We start from the raw sequence: 24,038 nt of genomic DNA, 5'->3' as shown, positions 1-24,038 counted from the left end.
TGCTCCCTTTCACCCTCTGTCCCAGAGCTGGTCATGACCGAAGAGTTCCACCGCATCCGCCGCCTGCCGCCCTATGTGTTCGCTGAAGTGAACAAGGCCAAGGCCGCCGCGCGAGCCGCCGGTGACGACATCATCGATCTGGGCATGGGCAACCCCGACAGTGCGCCCCCGGCTCACGTCGTGCAGAAACTGATCGAGACAGTCGGCAATCCGCGCGCGCATGGCTATTCCGTCAGCCGTGGCATCCCGGGCCTGCGCAAGGCCATGGCGAATTATTACGAGCGCCGGTTCAACGTCTCGCTGGACCCGGAAACCGAAATCATCGCGACCCTCGGCTCCAAGGAAGGCCTGGCCAATCTGGCCGCTGCCATCACGAGCCCCGGCGACACGATCCTGGTCCCGAACCCGTCCTACCCGATCCACCAGTTCGGCTTCATTATCGCCGGCGCCTCCGTCCGTTCGATCCCGGCCACGCCGGACGAAGATATGCTCCGCGCCCTCGAGCGTGCCGTCCGGCACTCGGTCCCCAAGCCGACGGCCCTGATCGTCAACTTCCCGTCCAACCCGACGGCCTTTGTCGCGAACCTTGATTTCTACAAGGAGCTGGTGGCCTTCGCGCGTCGGGAAGAGATCTGGATCCTGTCCGATCTGGCTTACGCGGAAATCTATTTCAACGAGAATGAACCGCCCCCGTCCCTTCTCGCCGTTCCGGGCGCAAAGGACGTGGCCGTCGAGTTCACGTCCATGTCCAAGACTTATTCCATGGCAGGCTGGCGCATGGGCTTTGCGGTTGGCAACCCGCGCCTGATCCAGGCCCTGACGCGCATCAAGTCCTATCTGGATTACGGCGCGTTCACCCCGATCCAGGTCGCATCCGTCGCCGCCCTGAACGGCCCGCAGGACTACGTTTCCGAAATCCGCGCCATGTACAAGGACCGCCGCGACGTGCTGCTGCGCGGCCTTCAGAGCGCAGGATGGGACGTCCCCGCACCGGCAGGCTCGATGTTCGCCTGGGCCCCCATCCCGCCCGCTTTCGCCGAAATGGGCAGCGTCGCCTTCTCCAAGCTGCTTCTCATGGAAGCAGGAGTTGCGGTTGCGCCCGGCCTCGGATTCGGGGAATACGGCGAGGGCTTTGTCCGGATCGGACTTGTCGAAAACACCCAGCGGCTGCGTCAGGCGACGCGGGCCATCAAGGGCTTCATGTCCCGGCACGGCGCCGGGGCCGGAACCGCTGATCTTCTTGGAGCTGCATCATCGTGAAACCACTGCGGATCGGACTGGCTGGACTCGGGACTGTCGGGATCGGTGTCATTCGTCTCCTGCGTGAGAACGCTGACATGATTACCGCCCGGGCCGGCCGGCCGATCGAAGTCGTGGCCATCACGGCCCGGGACCGTACCCGCGACCGCGGCGTGGACCTGTCCGCCATGCGCTGGCACGACAGCGCCACCGCCGTGGCGCAGGACCCGGAGATTGACGTCGCCGTCGAACTCATCGGCGGCTCCGAAGGCCCGGCACGCGACATGGTGCGCACCGCGCTCGAACGCGGCCTGCCGGTCGTGACCGCCAACAAGGCACTCGTGGCTTTGCATGGCGACCGTCTCAGCCGCCTGTCCTCCGAAAAGAATGCCCCCCTCCTGTTCGAGGCAGCCGTGGCGGGTGGCATCCCCGCCATCAAGCTCGTCCGCGAAGGACTGGCGGCCGATCGTCTGCTCAGCGTCGGCGGCATCCTGAACGGCACCTGCAACTACATCCTGACCGAAATGCGCGCCACGGGCCGGGACTTCACGGACGTCCTGACCGAAGCGCAGGCCAAGGGCTATGCCGAAGCCGAACCTTCAACGGACGTGGATGGCTGGGACACGGCGCATAAGCTGGCCATCCTCGCCGGTCTGGCTTTCCAACCCGTCGCGTTCGACACCCTGTCCGTTCAGGGCATCCGCGACATCACGGCGACCGATCTGAAATTCGCCGACCAGCTCGGATACCGCATCAAACTGCTCGGCATGGCCCGGCAGGCTGAAAACGGCACCGTCGCCGCCTGGGTGCGTCCATGCCTCGTCCCGGCCAGTGCTCCCATCGCCGCCGTCGAAGGCGTGTTCAACGCCGTCTCCACACAGGGCGTGTTCAGCGGTCCCATGACCATTTCCGGTCGCGGTGCCGGCGAAGGCCCGACCGCCAGCGCCGTGGTCGCCGATCTGATCGATCTGGCCCGTGGGAGCGCCATTCCCGTCTGGGGCACGCAGTCCGTTCCGGGCCCCATCACCTGCGCGAATCTCGCTGATTTGAACAGTGCATTTTATTTACGTGTGAACGTTCAGGACCGTTCGGGCGTAATGGCTGACCTGACATCGGTTCTTCGGGACCATGATGTCTCTGTTCACTTTGTTTCCCAGCATGATGCTGCAACAGGATGTGCTGACCTGGCGATCGTAACCCATCAGGTTCCTGAAAAGGCCATCCATGCAGCTGCCACAGCGCTTGCAGCTCTTCCTGTCGTGACAGGAAAGCCACTGGTGCTCAAAATCGAGGATCCCCTTGCGTGATCGACCCTCAGAATGTTCTCCCGTACCGCGTCACTGACCGCAATCTTGCTCTCGAGCTCGTCCGTGTAACGGAAGCAGCCGCGATCGCCTCCGCCCACTGGACCGGCCGCGGCCAGAAGAACGAAGCCGACGGCGCCGCCGTGCAGGCCATGCGCGCTGCATTCGACACCGTCGCCATCGATGGCGTCGTCACCATCGGCGAAGGCGAGATGGACGAAGCACCGATGCTCTATATCGGTGAGAAAGTCGGCTCCGGCGGCCCGGCCATGGACATCGCGGTCGATCCGCTCGAAGGCACCAATCTGTGCGCCAAAAGCCTGCCCAACGCCCTGACGGTCGTGGCTCTCGCCGAACGCGGCAAGTTCCTCCACGCGCCTGACATTTACATGGAAAAGATTGTCGTAGGCCCCGACCTGCCCGAAGGCGTGGTGGATCTGGATGCCTCGATCGGCAACAACCTCCGTTCGCTGGCCAAGGCCAAGAAGCGCAATGTCTCGGACATGGTTCTCTGCGCACTTGACCGCGAAAGACATGAAGAGATGATCGCCCATGCCCGCGAAGCCGGCGCGCGCGTCATGCTCCTGAGCGACGGTGACGTGGCAGCGGCCATCGCCACCTGTATCGACGGCAGTGGCGTGGATCTTTATGCCGGTTCTGGTGGTGCTCCCGAAGGCGTTCTGGCCGCCGCAGCCATTCGCTGCATGGAAGGCCAGATGCAGGGCCGCCTTCTGTTTGAAGATGACACCCAGCGCGAGCGTGCCCGCGAAATGGCCAATGGCCTCGACCCGGCCCGCAAGCTTTTCCTGCACGACATGGCGTCCGGCCACGTCCTGTTCTCCGCAACAGGCGTCACCTCCGGCCCGCTCCTGAAGGGCGTGGAACGTCCGAGCCCGACCCGGGCCCGCACCCATTCCATCGTCATGCGTTCAAAATCCGGCACGGTGCGCTATATAGAAAGCCACCATACCTTCAAACCGAAGGCAAAAGCCGCTTCCTGAACGGAGAACCATGCTCGCAGATGATACGGGTGCCGTCCTCGGCGTAACCCGAAGTGCAGGACACCGCCGCTGGATCTGGCGGGATCCCCGCCTGGCGGAAGCTGACAACCGCTTGGCTCTCGGTCTGGCCCAGCAGGCCGGCATTCCTGAACTTCTGGCCCGTATCCTCTCGGCACGAGGCGTCGCATCACACGACGCCTCCTCCTTTCTCAATCCACGCCTGCGCGACGCCATGCCCGACCCGTCCTGCCTGCAGGACATGGATCAGGCTGCCGAACGTCTCGCACAGGCCGTGCGCAATCGTGAGCATGTTGGCCTGTTCGGTGACTACGACGTGGACGGCGCCTGCGGAACCGCCCTTGTCTGCGACACGCTGCGCGAACTCGGTTGCACCGTCAGCACCCACATCCCCGACCGCCTGACCGAAGGCTACGGCCCCAACACCGCAGCCCTTGAGAACCTGCTCTCCCAGGGCGCCACCCTTCTGGTCTGCATCGACTGCGGCACGGCAGCGATTGACATCCTTAACGGCCTGACCGACCGCGCTGATATCATCGTCCTCGATCACCACAAACCCGACGGCGCGGCCCTGCCGAAAGGCATCGTGGTCAACCCGAACCGTCTGGACTGCACGTCCGGTCTGGGCAGCATCTGCGCCACGGCCGTCGCCTTCCTCACCATGGTCGCCACGATCCGCCACCTGCGCCGCACCAATTGGTTCGACGAAGGTCAGGTCATTCCCGACCTGCTCAAACGCCTCGACCTCACGGCACTGGCCACCATCTGCGACGTCATGCCCCTGACCGGCCTGAACCGCGCGCTGGTCATGCAGGGCCTGCGCGTCATGTCCCGCGGCGAGCGTCTCGGGCTGGCCACGCTTTCTTCCGTCGCAGGCGTGAAGGAAGAAGCCAGCGCCATGGCCTGCGGCTTTGCCCTCGGCCCGCGCATCAATGCCGGTGGCCGCATCGCACAGGCCGATCTGGGCCTGAAACTCCTGCTGTCTGACGATGTCGTGGAAGCCCGCGCCCTCGCCGAGCAGCTCGACCGCGTCAACCGCCAGCGCCAGACCGTCGAATCCACAATCCTCGATTCTGCCATGGAGCAGGCCCAGCAGCAGCTCGATGCGGGCCACGCCGTCATTTTCCTGCATGGTGAAACATGGCATCCCGGCGTTGTCGGCATCGTCGCAGGCCGCCTGAAGGAGCGCTACAACCGTCCTGCCCTCGTCGCCGCCCTGACGGATGGCGTCATCAAGGGCTCGGCCCGCTCCGTGCCCGGACTGGATCTCGGAACCGCCATCATCGCCGCCCGCCAGAACGGCCTGCTCCTCACCGGTGGCGGCCACGCCATGGCCGCCGGCTTCTCGCTTTCTGCCGATCGTGCCGACGAATTCCACAACTGGCTCGACACACAGCTCTCCGGCGCCCTCATCCTCCCCAAACAGGACGCCCTGAAGCTCGACGGCATCATGACCCTGGTCGGCGCCTCCATCGCGGTCGCTGACCAGCTCGCCCGGCTGGAACCCTTCGGCCCCGGCAACGAGGAGCCTGTCCTCGCCATCAGCAATGTCCGCTGCGTCAAAAGCGAGCGTATCGGCAAGGACGGCAACACCCTGCGCGTCATCCTGCAAGGCGAGGACGGAGGCACACGCCTGCGCGGCCTGGTCTTCCGTGCAGCGGACAAACCCTTCGCCGCTCTGTTGGAAGACCGCTCCATGCCACTGGTGCATGTCGCAGGCACGTTGCGGGCCGAGACATGGCAAGAGAGAAAAAATCTGTCTTTTTTCATTTCTGACGCTGCCCCCGCTTGACGGACGCAGGAGCCGCCCCTATACACCCGCTCACGCCTCCAGTCCCGTTCGTCTAGAGGCCTAGGACACCGCCCTTTCACGGCGGCAACACGGGTTCGAATCCCGTACGGGACGCCAATCTTTCCAATGACTTAGAGTTTTGGTCATGGAATGATTGACTGCTTTTGGGCCCACCTTGGGCCCATCGCCAAAAAAGACGATAAGCACATGGTCCCAATGGGCCCATGAAAAGGCTATGCTGGGCCCAGGCGAGGCTCACCATGAAAGACCGAATCACTTCTGCTAAAATCGATCCTGCGACAGGCCGTCCCCTCCCGGCAGGAGTGGAGTATCGCGGCAAAGGCCAGTATCGGGCCCGCAAGCGCATCGCCGGCGGCGAGAGAATCCACCAGACCTTCTCGTCAGCCAAACTGGCTCGACGCTGGCTGGATACGACCGCTGCCAAACTCGAACTCGGGCAGTTTCAGGATACGCGTCCGCTGGAGCGTCAGACCGTCCATGAACTGGTCGACCGCTATGTGCGTGAAGAAATGCAGACACGGGACAACGACCGCAAGGGTCACATCCCCTCCATTCTTCAGGACGAGATTGCACAGCTGCCACTGGTCGATCTGACCCCGACGGCAGTTCGTGGCTTTCGGGACCGGCTGGCTGAGAAATATAGCGCCGCGACGGTCGTCAAACGGCTCAACCTGTTGGCCGCGATCTGCCAGCATGCGATCGCGGAGTGGGACCTGCCCTTTTCAAAAAACCCGGCTGCCGCAACGGCAGTCAAGCGGCCCGCTGGCGCAGACAAGAAGCGCAATCGCCGTCTCATTGGCGATGAATACGACCGCCTGCTGGAAGCCATGGCAACATCGCCCTGGCCTGATGATGTAACCTTCGTCCAATTCGCCATTGAACAAGGCACCCGACGGGAGGAAGCCCTGACACTCCGTTGGCGTGACGTCGATTTTGATCGTCACGCTTTATCCTTGGAAAAAACGAAGACGATGCATCGTGCCATCGAACGTGGTCCGGAAATCCGTCCGCTGACACCCGGTGCGACCCGCCTGCTGCGGGCCCTTCAGGCACAACGCAAATCCGCCCGGCCGGGCGATCTCGTCTTTGACATTGGCAGCAAGGACGCTTTCTCCGTCCGGTTCGGGCGGATGACGAAGAAAGCAGGTCTCAGGGATCTCACGTTTCATGACCTTCGCCATGAAGCGACGAGCCGTCTCGCAAAGATTTACACGAACCCGCTCGAACTTCGCCGCGTGACGGGTCACAAGGATATCAAGTCTCTGGACAGGTACTACCAGCCCCATACGGAAGATCTGGCCGCGAAAGCAATCGCATATGAAAAGCTTAATTCTTTCAATAAAGAATAGCGTTTCCGTCAGGCTGTCAGAAATGACAGCCTGATCAGAGCCACAAGCAATAGTGCTGCGATCACAATCCAGAAACTGAAATCCGGACTGAAGAGCAAACTCTCCCCGCGCCCCCGCCGCTTTTTCCGGAGCTGCTTTCTCTCTGTTTCCAGAATCTTCCTCGCAATAAAATCATCCAGATCCTCTATACGAAAACACCGGACCCGGCCAATTTTTAACGACCGGATTCCCAACGCCTCATGCTGGTTCCGCAACGTTCCTTCAGCGATGCCGATATACGCCGCAGCAGCCGCGTAACGTAACGACCCACGAGGCTCTATTGCGACAGTTTTTCTTTTAGCCGCTGACATGATGATGCTCCGGTTTTGGGAAACCGATTGAACATCGGATCCGGCGAGGCAGTGCTTTCAGATCTCCGTCATCCGCTGTTGTTCCGGACATTGTCACAACCTCCATGAAGGGAAGCTGACTTCACTCGATGCTCGGGGCTTGAGCCTCGAATCATGCGCCAGTCTCCCTGTTAAAATCAGGGTATGAGACATTCCTGAAACAGCAAGACGGTTTTTTCGCGATTTTTGACACCGTTCGGTTCCTCGCCGGATACCAAAACTGATGTCTTGCGCTACCATTCCTGGCGCGGGAGCTCCAGTTCCGGTCATCCCACGCCTCAGACATCGGTCCTTCTTAGAGCGACATCTCTTTGTCACGCCCGTCGTCAGCGATCCGGTCCACCAGAGACTGGCAGAGTGCCTTCAGGTCTTCCGGACGCGCCAAAAGATCGAGAAAGATACAGACAGGGGTGATCCCAACTCGACGGTAAAAGGCTTCGCGCCGCTCAAACCGCTCCAGCCCCCGCAACTCGTGGTCGTTCCGGGTAATGCGGTTGGGTCCACAAGAACCGATAACCTCGATAAAGCAGGCAGAACTTCTCCTGCGCAATGTCAGGTCTGCCTTCTCCGCTCCGAGATCAGCCATGATCGGCTGATGGAGATCAATTTCCATATCCTCGTGCTTCAAGGACTCAAGGATCTGGTAAACGACACGTTCGGGAAGGGATTCCAGTGTCTTGCCGTTGGACGCGATCTTTCCTGTCGGCGGCAGATCAGGCCAGCGAGCCCTTGCCTGCGTATCGACGCGGGCCCAGTCGCGCTGACCGGACTCACCGATGAACACCAGATGCTGGCCCGCCGGGCCGAGATACCGGCAGATGGCCTCGCTCGGTGGAGCACCAAGAGCACGGGCCAGGTCCCGATAGGCGATCAGATCAGCTTCGGTGGGGTGAAAACGGGAGGGCGTGGCATCGTCTGAGAAACGAGACATTATTTATTTTCCTGAAGGAATGAAAACAGGCGCGGCATGATCGCGCCTGTTGAGGGAAGAAACGGGTGTGGGGGAGGATGGAGAGCGTTAATCGCAGCCGGAGCCTTCGCCATCCAGGATTTTGCTGGTCACGCATCGGACCTTGCGTCCAATCATGCGAGTCAGAATGACGACGCCCTCCATGATGCGATCGTCCGCGTTGCCAGCAAGCGACTGACTCAGGGCAAAGTCGAGCAACCCGTGCAAAGCAACCAGCTGCATAAGATCCGCCTCCACTGCGGAAGAAGTAGTTGTATGATCTGACATTGATATTCTCGTTTGGAAGTATTTCGGGACGAGGCACCCACACGCAAAAAACCGATACCTGATCGGAAAAGAACAAAATCCTTTGGGGAATTTAGGGTGTGAGACCTCAAAGCCCCGGAAAAATCAGGATCAGATCACACAATAAAAACAGACAGAAAAATACTACACCGTTAACTCTGCCAGGGCTCACAAGACTCGTTTCTGAAAAATACCAGCTTAAGCCGTTATAGATTCGAACTGATCGTATCAGTCTGAAAAGCGTTACTGTTTTTTGGAGCGCTGGCGTGCCCGCTTCCGCGCGGCCGCGACCTGGGTGTTCTTTGCAACGTCCGTCCGCTGGGCTTCAGACATCAGGGCGGCGATCACACGGCTTCGTACACTGGCATCCGTCCCCTCGATGCGCCTGCCGGCAATACCAGCCTTTTCGTCGAGGATCGTGTTGATGTTGGCGAGTTTTTCAATCAGCACCTTGGCAACATACTCGTCCAGATTCTGCCTGTCCGGCATATGCGCCAGAAGACTGATGATGTGATAGCCTTTCGCCGTCTGACCTGCCCGGTGTCCGCGATCCTCGGCCTGATGCATCGCCGCTGGAACCCAGTCGAGCTCCACAAACACACAGGTATCAGCACGATGCAGGGTCAGAGCCTCACCCGCGGCATTGATCGAACCCAGAAAGATCTCGACCTTTCCTTCTTGAAACATTTGCTCTGCGTCCGCACGCTCACGATCAGGCGTCTCGCCATGGACCGTCACAATGGATCGCCCCCGTTTGCGAAGCTGTTTTTCCAGTTCCGCGATCACGGCACGATGATGCGCGAAGACCAGACACGCTCCCTTGGCCTCGACCACATCATCAATCAGATCCACCGTGCCTGGATTGGCAACCTTGGCAAGACCCAGCCATTTGCGGGCGGACGAGAGTAAACCCATGATAGCCTTTGCGATGCCGCCTGACGTGGCACCGCCTGCAATTTCCCGCCCAACAGTCTGCAAGATCTGGTCCATGACCTCGTCATAGTGCCACAGGGCTTCCCCTTGCGGTGCGATCTCCACCCATTGCCGGATCTTGTCCGGCAGATCGAGCACATCAGCCTTGAGCCGTCTGACCATGATCGTTTTGAAGATTTCCGCTACCGCTGCATCCTGCGCAGCATTTCGGTCCGAACGCCGGTGACCCTGGGCCAGTGTTCCTGCGAGGCGGTCACTGGCACCGGGAAGAATGGCCTCGATCAGGCTGGCACCCTCTCCGCCATGGTTGCGCAGAGGGGTGCCGGTCAGGAGAACCGCACCCCTTGAGCGATCCTCGATAAGGGTCCGAACGGCTCGGGTACGCCCGGCATCCCTGTTCTTGATACGATGAGCCTCGTCTGCAAAAACCACGTCGGGTTCCCACGCCATCAGAGCATGCAGCATTTCGGAAGACAGGCGTCGGCCCATCCGATGCAGGAGCGTCATCGTCTGGCTGCTGATCCCCCGGCCCGCTGGCATCACCAAATTGCGTAACACATTTCCAATCTCGGGATTGATCCGCGCATCAAAATGAAAAGGCGTGAACTTGCCATCACCCTCATCGCGTCCCTCTTCTGCGGCCAGCTGGCTGGCACTTTTCCTGTCCTTACCCGGCATCTCGGCTGCTGCACGAACCCGATAATGACCAGCTTCCCGCAGCTTCGCCCGAAGCCAACTCGCCGTTGCAGCGTCCGGTGGCGTAAACTTTCTGCTCCGGGCGGTCAGAACATCATAGGTTACGATTGCCCACCCGGCATCGGGCAGATCCGTCAGATCCTGAAGAGATTCCTCGACATGAAAAATGCGGTCTGTTCCGGACCAGCCTCTGATTTCCCGGTCCCACACCCACCGGGCATTCGCGGGTGCAACAACGAGAACACGCTGTGCCCTGCACCCCACGGCAGCACCAATGGCAGTTCCCGTCTTCCCCAATCCCATCTCGTCACCCAGAATACCCCGCATCTCCCGATCGAGCAGGAACCGGATGCCGTCCTGCTGATGCGCAAAAAATCTGTAACTGTTTTCTGCGGGCTTCTCCCAACCCGGTATCGCAGAGAGATTTGCAATTTTCGGATCGAAACGGGAGGTCGTCTTACGATGCTCCCGCACAGCGACCTTCATAGCAGCAAATGTCTTTGCAATCTCCGCCCACATGTTACCCGTTACTGTGGCCGTCGGCCCCACAGGCGTACCGGGACGCACTCGCCCACTCGTCGATGCCAGCAGAATACGATGAAGAGGATTGGCCAGAGCAACGGTGACATGGACAAGGCCGGTATCACGCTCAATGCACACCGGCTGGTTACGCCATGCGTTCTGCTGCGCGCGATCCGACACAGTGGCTTTCGTCTCGACGGGATGCAAACTATTCCAGTTTTTCACCAGTTTTCTGGCTGTTGTCATCGGCACCGGGAGGCTGACAAGACACTCCTCGTCCTGAAAATCATGGCACCAGGGAGACGGGGTTGATGTCTCCATCGCCCCGACAAGTCTGATCATCTCTGTCCGTGCCGCGCCGCCCGCAGCGACAAGAGTGGGGCGATCAAAACGGATCAGTGCCCAGCCCCTGGCAATCTCCACGACTTCGATCTGAAACGGTCGGTCTGTGTCCCTTTCACGCATGGGCCTGATGGACCATGCCGGTCGCGCTCTCAGAGCCCGGGCTTTCACGGCCTTGAGAACGTCCGGTGACGCTATAGACCCTCCGATATCGCGATCCCAGTATCCCCCGTGCTTCTTGATGATGTCGACGATGGCCGTTCCCGTTGACTCGTAGCGTTCCTCCTTCGAGAACCACACAAAGCTGCCATCATCGGAAACATACAGCGTCCGCCGCGCATCCTGCCCGATATACCAGGGAAACGAGTCGGTGATCTCTTTCCAGGAGACGGTCCGCAGACTGGCAATATCAGGGATTTCGATGGTTTCAGCGGGCACCATTTCTTCTGGCGCAGGCGGATCTTCTGGCGAAAACGATGTAACCTTCTTGCGAGGCCGACCACGTTTGGGAATACGGGCAGCCGCGTCATCCACCCCAAGATACCGGGCGAGAGCCGCCGTAAGAAACGCCGCCCGCGTCTGCGTGCCACGCTTTTCATTCAGCAGATCGTCAAGCTCCTGAGGAAGCCTGACCAGGATCGGATTGGATGCCATTGGCGAATCACCGGCAAAAACAGTAACTGATTTATCGTGCTGCGTTGCTGATTCCGAACACAAGAAAAATCGTTACTCTTTTCAGCTCCTGACCGATTTTTCACTCCCCGACATAATGGCCTGTTTCCGCGAGATCCTTTGCGAAGGTCAGGCCGAATTTTTTCCAGCCGTCCCCGAAATTGTCGAATGTCGCCAGAAACACCTGCTGCGGGCGAATGAACTGCGGGGCAAAGACTTCCAGAACACGCGGATCGCTGGCCCAGTTTGGCACCTGTTCAGGCGTCACCAGCACAGCGACCGTGATCCGCTGATGTCCGGGCTCAACGGTCTGGAGTGGTCCGAATTCCAGCACCCGCTGCGGCGCGAGCGCGTAGCAGTAACGCGATGCCGAGGTGACACCGGACGGGGGCGATGTGGTCGCGAGCAGCGGCGGAATGCTCACCGCCCCTATATGACCCCGCTCATCAGGCGGGATTTCAAAATGCCCGACGATCTCCGGACCGGAACCCAGGAACAGATCACCGTCAAAGCGCATCGTCGCTTCGACATTGGCTGGCAGCGGTTCCGATGGTCTGGGCTCCGAGCTGTCGTCCAGGTCGTGCAACCCCAGTTGTGCTGCCGTGGGCGTGCCGGGATGGGTCGTGTGAACAACCCAGGTCACTGGTACGCGCCGCACCACGCCCGCCGCCATCAGCGCCTGTACGAACGGTGTCGGTTCCATGCCACGCGGACCGTCGCCGAGCAGAACGCCGGTGGTGCCAATATTATAGACCGCACCCGGCTCGACGCCCGCCGTGTATCTACTGGCGATGACGGCTGACATGGGCCACGCCGCCTCACTATGGATGGCATCGCCTCCCAGCCGGAGACACACGCGACGGCTGTTCCCCTCCTCCAGATCGCCCCGGTCACCCGGCTGGGCCCGCAGCGTTGCCAGAATATCATCGGCCGCCTGCGCGGCCTTGCGGTCGTCCGACGCCGCACAGGCAGACGGGACGGAAGCGCCGGTCAGGGCGGTTGTGACCAGCGCCGCCAGCAGCGGTGCGGCCAGCAAGGATTTCATGACCCAGAAACGCATGATCTATTGCTCCTCCTGATTACCGACCAGCTCCAGACCCTTCGGTCCCCGATGGAAAACAAGCCGATGGCGAATATCCTTGCCGTTTTCCAAATCCTGAAAGGACCCGATCGTCCTGCGGAACACAGGTGACTGCATCCAGTCCTTCAGACCATCACTCCGGTAGACAGCCGTGGCGGTCATGACATCCCGCCCGGCCCAGTCCCTGTCATGGGGTTTGATGTCGGTGATGGTGGTAAGATGCAGCCCCACGCAGACGCCACTGACCTGACTGATCAGATAGGGATGCAGCAGATAGAGTGACTGCTGCGGACCATTGCCTCGCGCGACCGACACGCTGTTCGGCCAGGCCAGCGTCCCCAGCGGACTGCCCCGCGCCATGAAATTCGGTTGCACAAGCTCGTAGCTGAAATCGGGATCGTTGCGCGGGGTCGTGTAAATCGCGGCCGAGGCCACACCACCGGAAAGAAAGCTGACCGGCACAAGATGACGTTCAAGCACACCCCGATGTGTCAGATCGGTGACGATCTCCGGTGCTGTATCGTCAGCAGGACCGGCATAGAAAATGAACGGATGGCGATCGGGGGCCGTCCAGGGCGTCGATGCCATCCAGAACTGCCGACCGGCCCAGCTCTCGAAATTCAGTCCCGGCGCAAAGCGGAACGTCAGACAGGAACGCGTGTCGGTCGCCTGATGGGCTACCAGAACCGCACGGATCGCAGCTCTGTCACCAGATCCGCCACTGAACGAGGATATGCCAGCCCCGACCACTGCGAGGACTGCGACACCGCCACCGATCTGCGCGACACGCGGTAGCCGGGAAAGCGTTACGGCAAGGGAACGCAGCATGCTCATGCGTTACAGCCCTCCCACATCGCGGCACAGGCCCAGCAGATGGGTCAGTTTCCGGTTCAGGACACCGCCCAGTACGATGATGCCCTCAAGAAGCTGGGCCCCTTCACTATCGGCTTTCAGCGTATCAAGGCGACCGCGCAGGAGGTGATGCTCCAGTTCCAGTAGACGGATGACGTCATGCAGGCCTGCATGCAGTTCCTCCAGTCTGGGATCGCGGATGGGAGCGGGAGACAGCGAACGAACCTCGTCAGTCATGACAAACCCTTCGACAGAACACATGGTTCATGCGAGATTGGGTCCAGGATCAACGGAGACCCGCTTCACACTACGATGCAAATATATACGTATATCCGCATATACATACAAGCGTATTTTCGCTTAGGAGTCACTTTTCCATATCACGGAAGAGAGATTGCCTGTGACCATTCGTTCCAGACCGAGGCGCCGTCGCATGTCTGATGATCAGGCCCGCCTGCTCCGCGAACGTGGCGAGCGTCTTCGGCACGCCGCCCAGAGTATTGGCATCACCCATGCCGCCAAGGCGGCCGGCGTGCCTTACACGACGCTTCGGGATTACATGAATGGCAGTGAGATGAAACTCTCCGCCGTGGCGTCTCTCGCCCGCGCCTGCGGAGTCTCGCTGGACTGGTTGGCCTTTGGTGTGGGGGCTGGTCTCGACGCGGATGGTGAATCATCGGCTCCAGTGCGTGGTGGTCATCAGGTCGTAATCCCCTGGCTGTCGCCTCAGCCGGACGAAGGTCTGCGCGTTGGCAAATCCTGGCTGGAAGCAGCACTCCCGCGTGACCCGGCAACACTCCGCCTCATCAACGTCTCGGGTGACGCCATGGCGCCGACCTTGCGCGAAGGCGATCTCGTCATCGTGGATACCGATGCCCGCGCGGTTCAGGGCGGTGCCATCTTCGCGCTGCGGGTTGAGGGCGACATCCTGCTGCGCCGTCTGGAGCGTCGGCTGGGGGGCGGAATCCGGGCTCTCGCGGACAACGATCGCTATCCGCCACAGGAGCTTCAGACCGCAGAAGCCGCAGGTCTGGATGTCGTGGGCGAAGTCGTCTGGTCGGGAGGCTTGCCGCGCGGTTAAACTCTGGCGCAGCGCTCAACGGAAAATCGTTTATATAAATAGTAAATTATCCGCTTGTTATTGCGAAATATCGCATATAATATCCTGACAAAAGCCGCCTGCTGCGCGGCCATGCTCAGGAGCGCCATCATGTCGGATTCTGCGGATATCACGTCGCCGTCCTCGTCAGGCGTCCATCTGGTCAGCTCGGATGTCTCCATCGGTAATGGTGCCGTGTGGACGGACACCGAGCTGGGCGATGGCGGTGAACTCTTTGTCGAAGACGGCGGACTGGCCGTTAATACACTGGTCGACAAGGGCGATCTGACCGTTGATGCCGGCGGCGTTGCTTCCGGCGTGACGGTCACCGGCGACTGGGATGAAAACGGTTATTTCGAGGTCGACGGCGGCACGATTACGGATCTGACGGTCGAAAATCAGGGCTGGGGCATCGTCAATAGCGGCTCCATCAACGATGTTCTGGTGACCAGTAGCGGGTATATCGAGATCGCCGCTGCGGCAGACAATGTCACCGTGAGCAATGGCGGTGGCATCGAGGTGGACTCCACCGGGGTCGTCAAAAACCTGACCGTTGGCCCCGGCGGCACGTTTGGCATCCGCCCCGGCGAAGGGGGGGTGATCGAGAGCGTAACGGTCGCCAGTGGCGGGATAATTAACGCCTCTAATATATCATCTGCAGGAGGCGTAACGATCCAGAACGGTGGCAGTATCGATTTCAGCGGCATGGCCTTCCAGTCAGATGGCAGTGCAACGCTTGAAGGCGATCCGGTTCTGACCCTGACCGAAGGAAGCGTATCGAGTTCCGTCTCGCTCAATGGCGATTACGCCGGAGAGCATTTCGTCCTCAGCAATGACGGAGCCGGGGGCACGATCGCCACTCTGGAGCCGGATGACGGCACGCCCTGCTTCTGCCGGGGCACGTTGATTGAGACTGAACGGGGCGAGATCGCTGTGGAAGATCTCGCCATCGGCGATCGGGTGCGAACCGCTTCGGGTGCCCTGCGCCCCATCCGCTGGATCGGGCATCGTTCGTATTCTGGCCAGTTTGTCAGGGGGAATAAGAATGTCCTGCCGATCGTCATCCGGGCGGGAGCGCTGAGTGACGGCCTGCCGCGACGGGACCTGTCGGTCTCCCCGCTGCATGCGATGGCTCTGGAGGGCGTGCTCATACCGGCGGTCTGCCTTATCAACGGGATCAGCATTCTTCAGGTGGAGCGCATCGATCAGGTCACCTATTTCCACATTGAACTGGAAACGCACGATATCCTTCTGGCTGAAGGGGCGCCTTCGGAAAGTTTCGTTGATGATGACAGCCGGAACATGTTTCACAACGCTGCCGAGTTCAAAAAACTCTATCCGGATGCAGCCCCACTTCCGGCAGCCTACTGTGTGCCCCGGATCGAAGAAGGGCCCATTCTTGAAACCGTTCGCGCACGCCTGAACGCCGAGGCAGGGATAACGCCAGCTCCAGCCTCATGTGGCATCGTCGAAGGCTATCTCGACGAGGTGACGCGAACTGTCATCCGGGGTTGGGCCAGACACCCTCAGTCGGAAGAGCCATTGCGTTTGTCCCTGTATGATAATGGGATCGCTATTGGCGAAGTTGTGGCCGATAGTCCTCGTCCGGATGTCGGGACCGACTGTGGTTTCTGTTTTGTTGTGCGGGGCGGCCTCGCTCCCGACGCACGCCATGTCATCGAGATTGGTCTGGCGGGCGACCCAGGCAGACCGCGAAACCTGCTCGGCCACACGCCATGGGTTCTGGACCAGCAGGCTGCCCGTGAGCCGCTCATTGCGCAATCAGCAGTGCCGGCATCGTCGACTACGATGCGCGGCTATATCGACAGCGCCTCTCGCGACCGGATCTGTGGCTGGATTTCTGATCCTGCGCAGCCCGAAGAGTCAGTCGCCATACAGGTCGTGGCGAACGGGACGATTCCCGCCGTTCAGCCTCGATAAATGGGGCCATGACGAGGCGGAGCAGGACGTGCATCACCGCTTCGCCCGTGGCGTACCGCCCAAGACCAAGGGCGATTACGCCTTTATCCTGCACATGATCAGCACCCTGAAAGACCGCACTGGCCGCATGGGCGTGGTTGTGCCGCATGGCGTGCTGTTCCGGGGCAGTTCGGAAGGAAAGATCCGTCAGAAGCTGATTGAGGAAAACCTGCTGGATGCCGTGATTGGCCTGCCGGAAAAGCTGTTCTTCGGCACGGGCATCCCCGCTGCCATCCTGATCTTCCGCAAGGACCGCAAGACGAAGGACGTGCTGTTCATTGACGCCAGCCGGGAATTCAGGGCGGGCAAGAACCAGAACGTGCTAACTGAAGACAACATCACGAAGATTGTGGACACCTACCGCGCCCGCAAGGACGTGGACAAATACGCCCACCTCGCCACGCCGGACGAGATTAAAGAGAACGACTACAACCTGAACATTCCGCGTTACGTCGATACGTTTGAGGAAGAAGCGGAAATCGACCTGAACGCCGTGCGCACGGAACGGGCGGAGATCAAGGCGGAACTGGCCAAGCTGGAAGCCCAGATGGACGCTTATCTGAAGGAGCTGGGTTATGCTTCCTGATGGGTGGAAGAAAGAGAAACTTAAAAACGTTTCCGTGATTACTACTGGGAATACGCCAAGCCCGAAAAATAAAGAATATTACGGCGGGAATATCCCTTTCGTATCTCCATCAGATCTTGGAATAGGAAAATATGTATTCAAAACAAACAAATACTTGAGCCACAAAGGGGCTGAGGTCTCCCGAGTTGTAAGGGCAGGATCTTCCCTTTTTACTTGTATCGGCTCAACCGTTGGCAAACTCAGCATAGCAGGAAAAGATGTTGTCACCAATCAGCAGATTAATTCCGTTTCTCCTCATGATAGATTAAATGATGATTTTGCTTTCTATTATCTAGACTTTATTTCTGATGAAATTTCCTTGCTCGCAGGAAAACAGGCATTACCTATTATAAATAAAAGTACTTTTTCAAGTATTACTATTAATCTTCCTCCTCTCCCCGAACAGAAGAAGATCGCGGCGATCCTCTCGACGTGGGATCGTGCGATTGAGGGAACAGAGAAGCTTCTGGCCAACAGCCAGCAGCAGAAAAAAGCCCTCATGCAACAACTCCTCACAGGCAAAAAACGCCTGCCGGGGTTCACAGGGAAGTGGAGAACTTTAAAATTAAAAGCTTTCCTTCAGGAAAGCGTAATTCCATCTCCACAACCAGACCCTAAAAAACGCATTACAGTCCGCCTTAGTCTTAACGGCGTTGAAAAACGTGAGGTACGTGGAACTGAATCTATTGATGCAACAAATTACTTCGCCAGAAAGGCCGGACAATTTATTTACGGAAAGCAGAATATACACAAAGGAGCTTTTGGTATAATTCCAAAAAATCTAGACGGATTTGAAACATCTCAAGATATTCCATGTTTTGATTTTCTGCCCAATGTATGCCCTGCATGGTTCTTCTATTACTTTTCTCGCGAGAATATACATCATACTCTTGAAACAAAGATGACAGGAACAGGTTCAAAACGTCTAAATCAGAAAACTTTCCTAAATCTTACCTGTCATGCGCCCCCCATCCCCGAACAGAAAGCCATCGCTGCGGTTCTGAGCGCAGCGGACGAAGAAATCACAGCCCTAGAATCCGATCTCTCGCGCCTGCGTCAGGAAAAGAAAGCCCTGATGCAGCAACTTCTGACGGGCAAGCGCCGCGTGACGGTCGATTAAGATATTTCAGCACACAGGATAGTTGAACACCATGGCTCCCGCCCCGAAATTTCAGGAAGAATACAGCGCCAAACTGCCCGCCCTGGCCCTGCTCAGCACGCTCGGCTGGCGGTTTCTGCCCCCATCCGAGGCACTGGCGTTGCGGGGTGGCAAACAGGACGCCGTGGTGCTGGACACACTCCTGCGGGCAGAACTGAAAAAGCGGCGCTTTACGTTTGAAGGGCAGGAACACAGTCTGTCCGATCAGGCGATCAACACACTGGTCTCCCACGTCACGCATCCGGATTTCGTCTCCGGCCTGCGCGATGCCAATGACAAGATGACCACGCATCTGCTGTTCGGCATCGCCATTACCGAGTTCATCAACGGGCGCAAGGCCAACCCGACCATCGCGCTGATCGACTGGCAGAACCCGGAGAACAACAGCTTTACCTTCACCGAAGAATACAGCGTCCTGCGCACGGATCTGACACAGACGCGCAGGCCGGACATCGTCTGCTTCGTCAATGGTATTCCGCTGGCGGTGATCGAGGCCAAGCGCCCCGATGGTCAGCCGGGCAAAGGCCCGACCGTGGAGGCCGGGATTTCCCAGAGCATTCGCAACCAGAACAAGGGCGAAATCCCCCAGCTTTTTGCCTACAGCCAGCTTCTGCTCTCCATCACCGGGCATGACGGGCGCTATGGCACCTGCGGCACCCCCAAAAAGTTCTGGGCCAGCTGGAAGGAAGAAGACATTCCCGAAAGCCGGATGGAGGCGCTCAAGAACACGCCTCTCTCGTCAGCCCAGAAAGACGCGCTGTTTGCCGAGCGGAAGGCGTCAGACCGGGCATGGTTCGAGGACTGGGCCTCCCGCCCGCTGCATGTCACGGATCAGGACCGGCTGCTGATCGGCCTGCTCTCGCCCGAGCGCCTGTTGGACATGGCGCGGTTCTTCACGCTGGTCGATCGCAAGGCAGGCAAGATCGTCGCCCGCTATCAGCAGGTTTTCGGCATCAAGCGTCTGCTAGAACGCATCGAGTCCCGCCGCAGTGACGGCGGGCGTGAGGGCGGCGTGGTCTGGCACACCACGGGGTCCGGCAAGTCCTTTACCATGGTGTTCCTCAGCCGCGCCCTCATTCTGGATGAGGATCTCAAACAGTGCCGCATTCTGGTGGTGACAGACCGCAAGGATCTGGAACGCCAGCTGAGCACCACCTTCTCCACCGGCGGCGAACTGGCGGACAAAAAGGACAGGGAAGAGGCACTGGCCACCTCTGGCCGCCGTCTGGCGCAGCAGATCGGGCATGGGCAGGAGCGCATCATCTTCTCCCTCATCAACAAGTTCCACACCGCCACCGGCTATCCCGAATGCCATAATGACAGCGCGGACATCATCGTGCTGGTGGATGAAGGCCATCGCAGTCAGGGCGGTGAGAACCATGCCCGCATGAAGCACGCTTTGCCCAATGCCGCCTTCATTGCCTTTACCGGCACACCGCTGCTCAAGGGCAGCGAGACCACCGGCCGCTTTGGCAAAATCATCCACTCCTACACCATGCAGCAGGCCGTGGCGGACGGGACCGTGACGCCCCTGCTCTATGAGGAACGCAAGCCCGATCTGGATGTGAACGACCGGGCCATTGATGCCTGGTTTGAACGCATCACACAGGGGCTGACCGAGGAGCAGGTCACGGACCTCAAGAAGCGCTTTGCCCGCGCCAATCAGGTCTACAAGGCGGACGACCGCATCCGGCTGATCGCCATGGATCTGGCCACGCACTTTGACAGCAATATCGACAGTGGCCTGAAGGGCATGCTGGCCTGTGACAGCAAGCTTTCCGCCATCCGCTACAAGCAGTATCTGGACGAGGTCGGTCTGTTCGAGAGCGCCATCGTCATGAGCCCGCCCGATACGCGCGAAGGCCATACAGAAGTGGATGAGCGCAAACAGCCCGAGATTCAGGACTGGTGGAAGGAGAATGTCGGCAGTCAGAGCGAGGATGACTACACACGCGGCGTCATTGAACGCTTCGAGAAGGATCCGGACCTCAGGCTGATCATCGTGGTGGACAAGCTGCTGACTGGCTTTGATGAACCGAAGAACGCGGTGCTCTATATCGACAAGCCGCTGAAGCAACACAATCTGCTTCAGGCCATTGCCCGCGTGAACCGGCTGCATGACCAGAAAAAGCACGGGTTGCTGATCGACTATCGCGGCATTCTGGCAGAACTGGACACCACCCTGGCCCGGTATGACGAATTGGCGGCCGACAATGTTGGCGGGTATGACCCGAAGGATATTGCCGGGCTGTATAGCCAGATGAGCACGGAATACCGCGAACTCTCGGCCCTGCACAAAGCGCTGTGGGCCATTTTTGAGGGTGTGAAGAACAGGAGCGACCTCCAGCAGCTGCGCGCCGTGCTGATGCCCCGCATGGTGGAGGAACACGGCCAGATGGTGGACGTGAACCTCAAGCGCCGGGATGACTTCTATGAGGCGCTGACGAAGTTTGCCGCCTGCCTGAAGGTGGCGTTGCAATCCGTGGCGTTCTTTGAAGACACCAGCTTCACGGAAAAGGACCGCGCCACCTACAAGGAGACGTTGAAGCAACTGACCAGCCTGCGTCAGATCGTGATGCAGGATACCGGTGAAACCGTGGACTTTGACCAGTATGCCGAGCAGGTGAAGAAGCTGCTGGACCGGCATGTGGCGGGGGTGAAAGTCCATGACTCCCAGGGGCTCTATGCCGTGGGCAAAATGGGTCAGAAGCCCGAAGACAACCAGCCGGAGACCTGGAGCGAGGAGAAAACCCGCAACGAGACGGATCTGATCCGCACCCGTGTGACGAAAATGATCGACCACGAGATGCAGGATGACCCGTATGCGAAGGAAGCCTTCTCGGCCCTGCTGCGCAAGGTGATTGAAGAAGCCGAGAGCCTGTTCGACCATCCCCTCAAGCAGTTCATGCTGTTTCAGGAATTTGAGGAACAGGTGGCCAACCGCAAGCTGGACAATATTCCGTCTGTTTTTGATGGGCACCGGCATGCGCAGGCCTATTATGGTGTGTTCCTGAAAACGCTGGCGGCCATCAATTCCGAACAGACAGACGCAGAGAACCAGCGCTGGATTGATCTGGCGTTCGAGATCGACACCATCGTGGACAAAGCTGTGCGAGAGAATTCGCTCAGCCGCCCGGATATGGAAAAGGCGGTCAGGAAGGAGCTACTGCCCCTTCTGTTCAGCGCGGGCCAGAAAGCGGGCTTTGGCGTGGACAGGGCGCAGGAGCTCATCGAGCAGGTCATTCAGATCATGCGGGCCGGACCCGCTGATACCCTGCGTGGCTGAGCATGGAAACTCCCACTCGCGTCGTGACCTATGGGGGTGAGCAGATCCGGGTGGAACTGCTGCCCCGTGCACGTCCCGGCACGACATTGCGCATCAAGGTGCATCCAGACCTGACTGTGCAAGTGGTTGTTCCCGAAGGCACAACAGAGGCTGATCTGGGCAAGGCGCTACACCAGAAGACCCGCTGGATCTGGCAGAAGCTGCGGGACTTCCGAGCGGTGCAGGAGCACGCCACGCCACGTGCGTATGTCAGCGGGGAAAGCCACTTCTATCTGGGGCGGCGACATCTCCTGAAGGTTCAGTATCAGCCTGATGCGCCAGAGACGGTGCGGATGCTGCGCGGACGGCTGGAGGTGTCCGTGCAGGAGCGCAACGCCTTGCGGATTCAGAAGCTGCTGGAACTCTGGTATTTCGCGAGGGCACAGGAGGTGTTTCGGACACGTCTGAACACGCTGCTACCGTCAGCACCCTGGGTCAGCACGCCCCCTGCCCTGAAGCTCCAGGTAATGCGGACCCAGTGGGGCAACTGTTCACCCGGGGGCACTATCACGCTGAATCCACATCTGGTCAAAGCCCCGCGTGACTGCATTGATTACGTGATTCTGCATGAGTTCTGTCATCTGAAGGAGCACAATCATGGCCCAGCCTTCTGGTCACTTCTGGAGCGCGTGATGCCGGACTGGGAGCGGCATAAGGTCCGGCTGGACGGAATGGCGGAAATGATGCTGCAAAAATAGCGGTCTTTGACCGCAATGGGGGGACACCGGTCTGTCCGGTTTAGGAATCCAGGGGCCTGATAGCCGCCATTCATCATGGCGGCCAACGTCAGGCATGCACGTGCTTTTGCACTTCTGAGTCGGTCTCGAAGGCACGCAGAACCGCCTCCCAGAAAGCTCTATAAGTCGAATATCGGCCCCAATTTGGTGGTTCCTCAACATCCGCTATCGGATCAATCGAAAGCAGAACCCATGTCTGCGTGATCCGATCAATCTCTTTGTCAGAAAAACTCAAAAGGCGTTGTAGCTCATGGATCGTCTCAAGTTTAAACTGTAGGCTACGCCCTCGTGGTCCATCCTGAATTGCTTCGTCCAGCGTGTCACCACACATGTCGGCATCTTCACCCAATGAACTGGTCCCCACATTGGACAACCGGGGAAATGCATCTCGAATCTCAGCGTGCGAAGAGTTTGACGGTGAAAACATGGTAAATCATCCCATTATGCTCAGTGTTCTTAATTGTAACCTCTGCGCGGCGTGCTGCCCGTCTCACTCGATCGGCCTGATGGATAACGACAGTTCCATGCCCTGAAATACTACTTGAAATATCAAACTTTGCGTCTTTTGGCGCTGTCTTAAGCCAGTTATCAATCAAATGGGCGTTGTCTTGCAGAACCTGGTGGATTGTGCGCTCCGCCTCGTGCTTCGACGTAAAAAATGAAACGACAGGGCGCCCCTCTTTCGTGAAGCGTTTTTCGATATACTCTTTTGTCAGAGCAATGTGTCTGAGTAAAACATGTCCGCCTGCACGGCGATTATGCGAGGGGGCCTCATGATGGTCGAGATTTAGACTGCTCTGTCGATGAGGTATAAGCAGATCTTGTCTAGTCGGTTGTCCGAAATCTGGAGCAGGCGAGTGGAAATGCTCCGGAACAATATCACCATGATCGAAATTAAGATGACCACGATCAGCGGAGACAACCCGAATAGACCATGTGGCGGCAAGCGCACCAATTTTATGCAATATACTGGTGGGGACTAACGCGTCAGCAACAGCCCCCGTTATATCAGCTACGACCGGTGACGCATGTGCCATTAGAGCGGCAGCCCGTGCCGCTCGTTCGGTCATCGTCGGCGTAGCCTGACCGGTGGTCCAGGCCCGGTTTCCCGCAGCCATTGTATCCATTCCATGGGCGATGAGCGCAGCGCCGCCAATCTTGCTGAAGATCGGGTCTGGGTCAGCGAGGAGGGCAGCGCCTCCAGCCATCTCCGCCGCGCCGAAGCCCGTCCGCGCAAGCCCGTCGAGGCGGATGACTGTTTCCTGACTGGGTAGATGTTGCCTAACGATGCCGAGCAGGTGATGTGTGCTCATGACGAAGGTCAGGGCGGGATGCTGATCCGTATCGGGCATAAAATATCCTGTGATGCGGACATAAAAAAAGCCCACCGGTAAGGGCAGGCTTTGCATGTCGCATGAGTGGCCAACGCCAGACACCGGCGTCCATCAAAATACGAGCTTAAATTTATTGAAATTTTCAGAGTGAGTTCGATCCACTTCCGATCTAGGTGTTTAGTCCCGGGGTTTGATGGGGTATTATTTTCACGCGAGTGGAAGGAAGCCTTATGGGACAGATACGTCATGGCAGCGCCACGACCACGCACGCCGTGCGAGCAGCACTACAGCGATCGCAGGCTTCGCTCGCGAC

Annotated in this window: 19 protein-coding genes, 1 tRNA gene and 1 pseudogene; 12 read left to right on the top strand and 9 right to left on the bottom strand. The window is 59.0% G+C overall.

Translation table 11 applies throughout. The annotated features are described in order from the left end of the window. Positions 1-33 precede the first annotated feature (33 nt). From HKD24_RS13275 to HKD24_RS13250, 6 genes are all read left to right on the top strand, one after another. Positions 34-1,260, top strand: a complete 1,227-nt coding sequence (locus tag HKD24_RS13275) for an LL-diaminopimelate aminotransferase (RefSeq protein ID WP_194260710.1) — start codon at positions 34-36, stop codon at positions 1,258-1,260. Continuing rightward, a complete protein-coding gene (locus HKD24_RS13270) occupies positions 1,257-2,546 on the top strand; it encodes a homoserine dehydrogenase (protein WP_194260709.1) in 1,290 nt (429 codons plus the stop codon). The genes HKD24_RS13275 and HKD24_RS13270 overlap by 4 nt, the downstream gene beginning before the upstream one ends. Continuing rightward, positions 2,543-3,544, top strand: coding sequence for a class II fructose-bisphosphatase (gene glpX, locus HKD24_RS13265; RefSeq protein ID WP_194260708.1), 1,002 nt, complete (start codon positions 2,543-2,545; stop codon positions 3,542-3,544). The genes HKD24_RS13270 and glpX overlap by 4 nt, the downstream gene beginning before the upstream one ends. Before the next feature lie 10 nt (positions 3,545-3,554). Beyond that, the gene (gene recJ, locus HKD24_RS13260; protein ID WP_194260707.1) at positions 3,555-5,354 is read left to right on the top strand and encodes a single-stranded-DNA-specific exonuclease RecJ; all 1,800 of its coding nucleotides are present in this window, start codon (positions 3,555-3,557) and stop codon (positions 5,352-5,354) included. A gap of 41 nt (positions 5,355-5,395) precedes the next feature. Further along, positions 5,396-5,471: transfer RNA gene (locus HKD24_RS13255), tRNA-Glu, on the top strand. 143 nt (positions 5,472-5,614) lie between these two features. Beyond that, positions 5,615-6,724: an integrase gene (locus HKD24_RS13250; protein ID WP_194260706.1), complete on the top strand. Its 1,110-nt coding sequence runs from the start codon at positions 5,615-5,617 to the stop codon at positions 6,722-6,724. An 8-nt stretch (positions 6,725-6,732) separates the two neighbouring features. Here the strand turns inward: HKD24_RS13250 and HKD24_RS13245 are convergent, their stop codons facing one another. The 7 genes from HKD24_RS13245 to HKD24_RS13215 all read right to left on the bottom strand — a co-directional run bounded on the left by HKD24_RS13245 (position 6,733) and on the right by HKD24_RS13215 (position 13,703). Beyond that, positions 6,733-7,074, bottom strand: coding sequence for a hypothetical protein (locus HKD24_RS13245; protein ID WP_194260705.1), 342 nt, complete (start codon positions 7,072-7,074; stop codon positions 6,733-6,735). 334 nt (positions 7,075-7,408) lie between these two features. Continuing rightward, the gene (locus HKD24_RS13240) at positions 7,409-8,044 is read right to left on the bottom strand and encodes a hypothetical protein (protein ID WP_194260704.1); all 636 of its coding nucleotides are present in this window, start codon (positions 8,042-8,044) and stop codon (positions 7,409-7,411) included. 87 nt (positions 8,045-8,131) lie between these two features. Further along, positions 8,132-8,305, bottom strand: coding sequence for a hypothetical protein (locus tag HKD24_RS13235; RefSeq protein ID WP_228124412.1), 174 nt, complete (start codon positions 8,303-8,305; stop codon positions 8,132-8,134). A 306-nt stretch (positions 8,306-8,611) separates the two neighbouring features. Further along, positions 8,612-11,515, bottom strand: coding sequence for a DEAD/DEAH box helicase (locus tag HKD24_RS13230; protein ID WP_194260702.1), 2,904 nt, complete (start codon positions 11,513-11,515; stop codon positions 8,612-8,614). Between the two features lie 100 nt (positions 11,516-11,615). Further along, positions 11,616-12,593: a hypothetical protein gene (locus tag HKD24_RS13225; protein ID WP_194260701.1), complete on the bottom strand. Its 978-nt coding sequence runs from the start codon at positions 12,591-12,593 to the stop codon at positions 11,616-11,618. A 3-nt stretch (positions 12,594-12,596) separates the two neighbouring features. Next, a complete protein-coding gene (locus tag HKD24_RS13220; protein WP_194260700.1) occupies positions 12,597-13,448 on the bottom strand; it encodes a hypothetical protein in 852 nt (283 codons plus the stop codon). Positions 13,449-13,451: 3 nt separating this feature from the next. After that, positions 13,452-13,703 (bottom strand): hypothetical protein, encoded by a 252-nt coding sequence (locus tag HKD24_RS13215; RefSeq protein WP_194260699.1) that lies wholly within the window; start codon positions 13,701-13,703, stop codon positions 13,452-13,454. Between the two features lie 196 nt (positions 13,704-13,899). Between HKD24_RS13215 and HKD24_RS13210 the strand changes: the two genes are divergently transcribed. The 6 genes and pseudogenes from HKD24_RS13210 to HKD24_RS13185 all read left to right on the top strand — a co-directional run bounded on the left by HKD24_RS13210 (position 13,900) and on the right by HKD24_RS13185 (position 22,352). Further along, a complete protein-coding gene (locus HKD24_RS13210; protein ID WP_194260698.1) occupies positions 13,900-14,547 on the top strand; it encodes a LexA family transcriptional regulator in 648 nt (215 codons plus the stop codon). 111 nt (positions 14,548-14,658) lie between these two features. Continuing rightward, positions 14,659-16,506, top strand: a complete 1,848-nt coding sequence (locus HKD24_RS13205) for a Hint domain-containing protein (RefSeq protein ID WP_322783323.1) — start codon at positions 14,659-14,661, stop codon at positions 16,504-16,506. Further along, positions 16,487-17,131, top strand: a pseudogene (locus HKD24_RS13200) (N-6 DNA methylase); the annotation flags it as partial. The gene HKD24_RS13205 and the pseudogene HKD24_RS13200, both read left to right, overlap by 20 nt. Then, complete coding sequence (locus HKD24_RS13195; protein WP_194260696.1) at positions 17,121-18,290, top strand: restriction endonuclease subunit S; 1,170 nt, start codon at positions 17,121-17,123, stop codon at positions 18,288-18,290. The pseudogene HKD24_RS13200 and the gene HKD24_RS13195, both read left to right, overlap by 11 nt. A 31-nt stretch (positions 18,291-18,321) precedes the next feature. Further along, positions 18,322-21,615 (top strand): type I restriction endonuclease subunit R, encoded by a 3,294-nt coding sequence (locus tag HKD24_RS13190; protein ID WP_194260695.1) that lies wholly within the window; start codon positions 18,322-18,324, stop codon positions 21,613-21,615. Positions 21,616-21,617: 2 nt separating this feature from the next. Next, entirely contained in the window at positions 21,618-22,352 is a 735-nt protein-coding gene (locus HKD24_RS13185) for a M48 family metallopeptidase (RefSeq protein ID WP_194260694.1), read from the top strand. An 88-nt stretch (positions 22,353-22,440) separates the two neighbouring features. On the opposite strand, the gene HKD24_RS13180 is transcribed toward HKD24_RS13185, so the two are convergent. Then, on the bottom strand, positions 22,441-22,740 hold the full coding sequence (locus HKD24_RS13180) for a hypothetical protein (RefSeq protein ID WP_322783322.1): 300 nt from the start codon (positions 22,738-22,740) through the stop codon (positions 22,441-22,443). 46 nt (positions 22,741-22,786) lie between these two features. After that, positions 22,787-23,743: an RNase A-like domain-containing protein gene (locus HKD24_RS13175; protein ID WP_194260692.1), complete on the bottom strand. Its 957-nt coding sequence runs from the start codon at positions 23,741-23,743 to the stop codon at positions 22,787-22,789. Positions 23,744-24,038 lie beyond the last annotated feature (295 nt).

It is taken from the genome of Gluconobacter vitians (assembly GCF_015244565.1).
GTDB classification, from domain to species: Bacteria; Pseudomonadota; Alphaproteobacteria; order Acetobacterales; family Acetobacteraceae; genus Gluconobacter; species Gluconobacter vitians.
Note: the sequence above shows the minus strand (reverse complement) of the source record. Positions and strands in the feature narration are given on the sequence as shown.

What these genes read in the sequence shown, in the direction of transcription:
- HKD24_RS13275 (WP_194260710.1), top strand. Translation starts at nt 34, where the DNA reads ATGACCGAAGAGTTCCACCGCATCCGCCGCCTGCCGCCCTATGTGTTC.
- recJ (WP_194260707.1), top strand. Translation starts at nt 3,555, where the DNA reads ATGCTCGCAGATGATACGGGTGCCGTCCTCGGCGTAACCCGAAGTGCA.
- HKD24_RS13250 (WP_194260706.1), top strand. Translation starts at nt 5,615, where the DNA reads ATGAAAGACCGAATCACTTCTGCTAAAATCGATCCTGCGACAGGCCGT.
- HKD24_RS13245 (WP_194260705.1), bottom strand. Translation starts at nt 7,074, where the DNA reads ATGTCAGCGGCTAAAAGAAAAACTGTCGCAATAGAGCCTCGTGGGTCG.
- HKD24_RS13240 (WP_194260704.1), bottom strand. Translation starts at nt 8,044, where the DNA reads ATGTCTCGTTTCTCAGACGATGCCACGCCCTCCCGTTTTCACCCCACC.
- HKD24_RS13235 (WP_228124412.1), bottom strand. Translation starts at nt 8,305, where the DNA reads ATGCAGCTGGTTGCTTTGCACGGGTTGCTCGACTTTGCCCTGAGTCAG.
- HKD24_RS13230 (WP_194260702.1), bottom strand. Translation starts at nt 11,515, where the DNA reads ATGGCATCCAATCCGATCCTGGTCAGGCTTCCTCAGGAGCTTGACGAT.
- HKD24_RS13225 (WP_194260701.1), bottom strand. Translation starts at nt 12,593, where the DNA reads ATGCGTTTCTGGGTCATGAAATCCTTGCTGGCCGCACCGCTGCTGGCG.
- HKD24_RS13220 (WP_194260700.1), bottom strand. Translation starts at nt 13,448, where the DNA reads ATGAGCATGCTGCGTTCCCTTGCCGTAACGCTTTCCCGGCTACCGCGT.
- HKD24_RS13215 (WP_194260699.1), bottom strand. Translation starts at nt 13,703, where the DNA reads ATGACTGACGAGGTTCGTTCGCTGTCTCCCGCTCCCATCCGCGATCCC.
- HKD24_RS13210 (WP_194260698.1), top strand. Translation starts at nt 13,900, where the DNA reads ATGTCTGATGATCAGGCCCGCCTGCTCCGCGAACGTGGCGAGCGTCTT.
- HKD24_RS13205 (WP_322783323.1), top strand. Translation starts at nt 14,659, where the DNA reads ATGCTCAGGAGCGCCATCATGTCGGATTCTGCGGATATCACGTCGCCG.
- HKD24_RS13195 (WP_194260696.1), top strand. Translation starts at nt 17,121, where the DNA reads ATGCTTCCTGATGGGTGGAAGAAAGAGAAACTTAAAAACGTTTCCGTG.
- HKD24_RS13190 (WP_194260695.1), top strand. Translation starts at nt 18,322, where the DNA reads ATGGCTCCCGCCCCGAAATTTCAGGAAGAATACAGCGCCAAACTGCCC.
- HKD24_RS13185 (WP_194260694.1), top strand. Translation starts at nt 21,618, where the DNA reads ATGGAAACTCCCACTCGCGTCGTGACCTATGGGGGTGAGCAGATCCGG.
- HKD24_RS13175 (WP_194260692.1), bottom strand. Translation starts at nt 23,743, where the DNA reads ATGCCCGATACGGATCAGCATCCCGCCCTGACCTTCGTCATGAGCACA.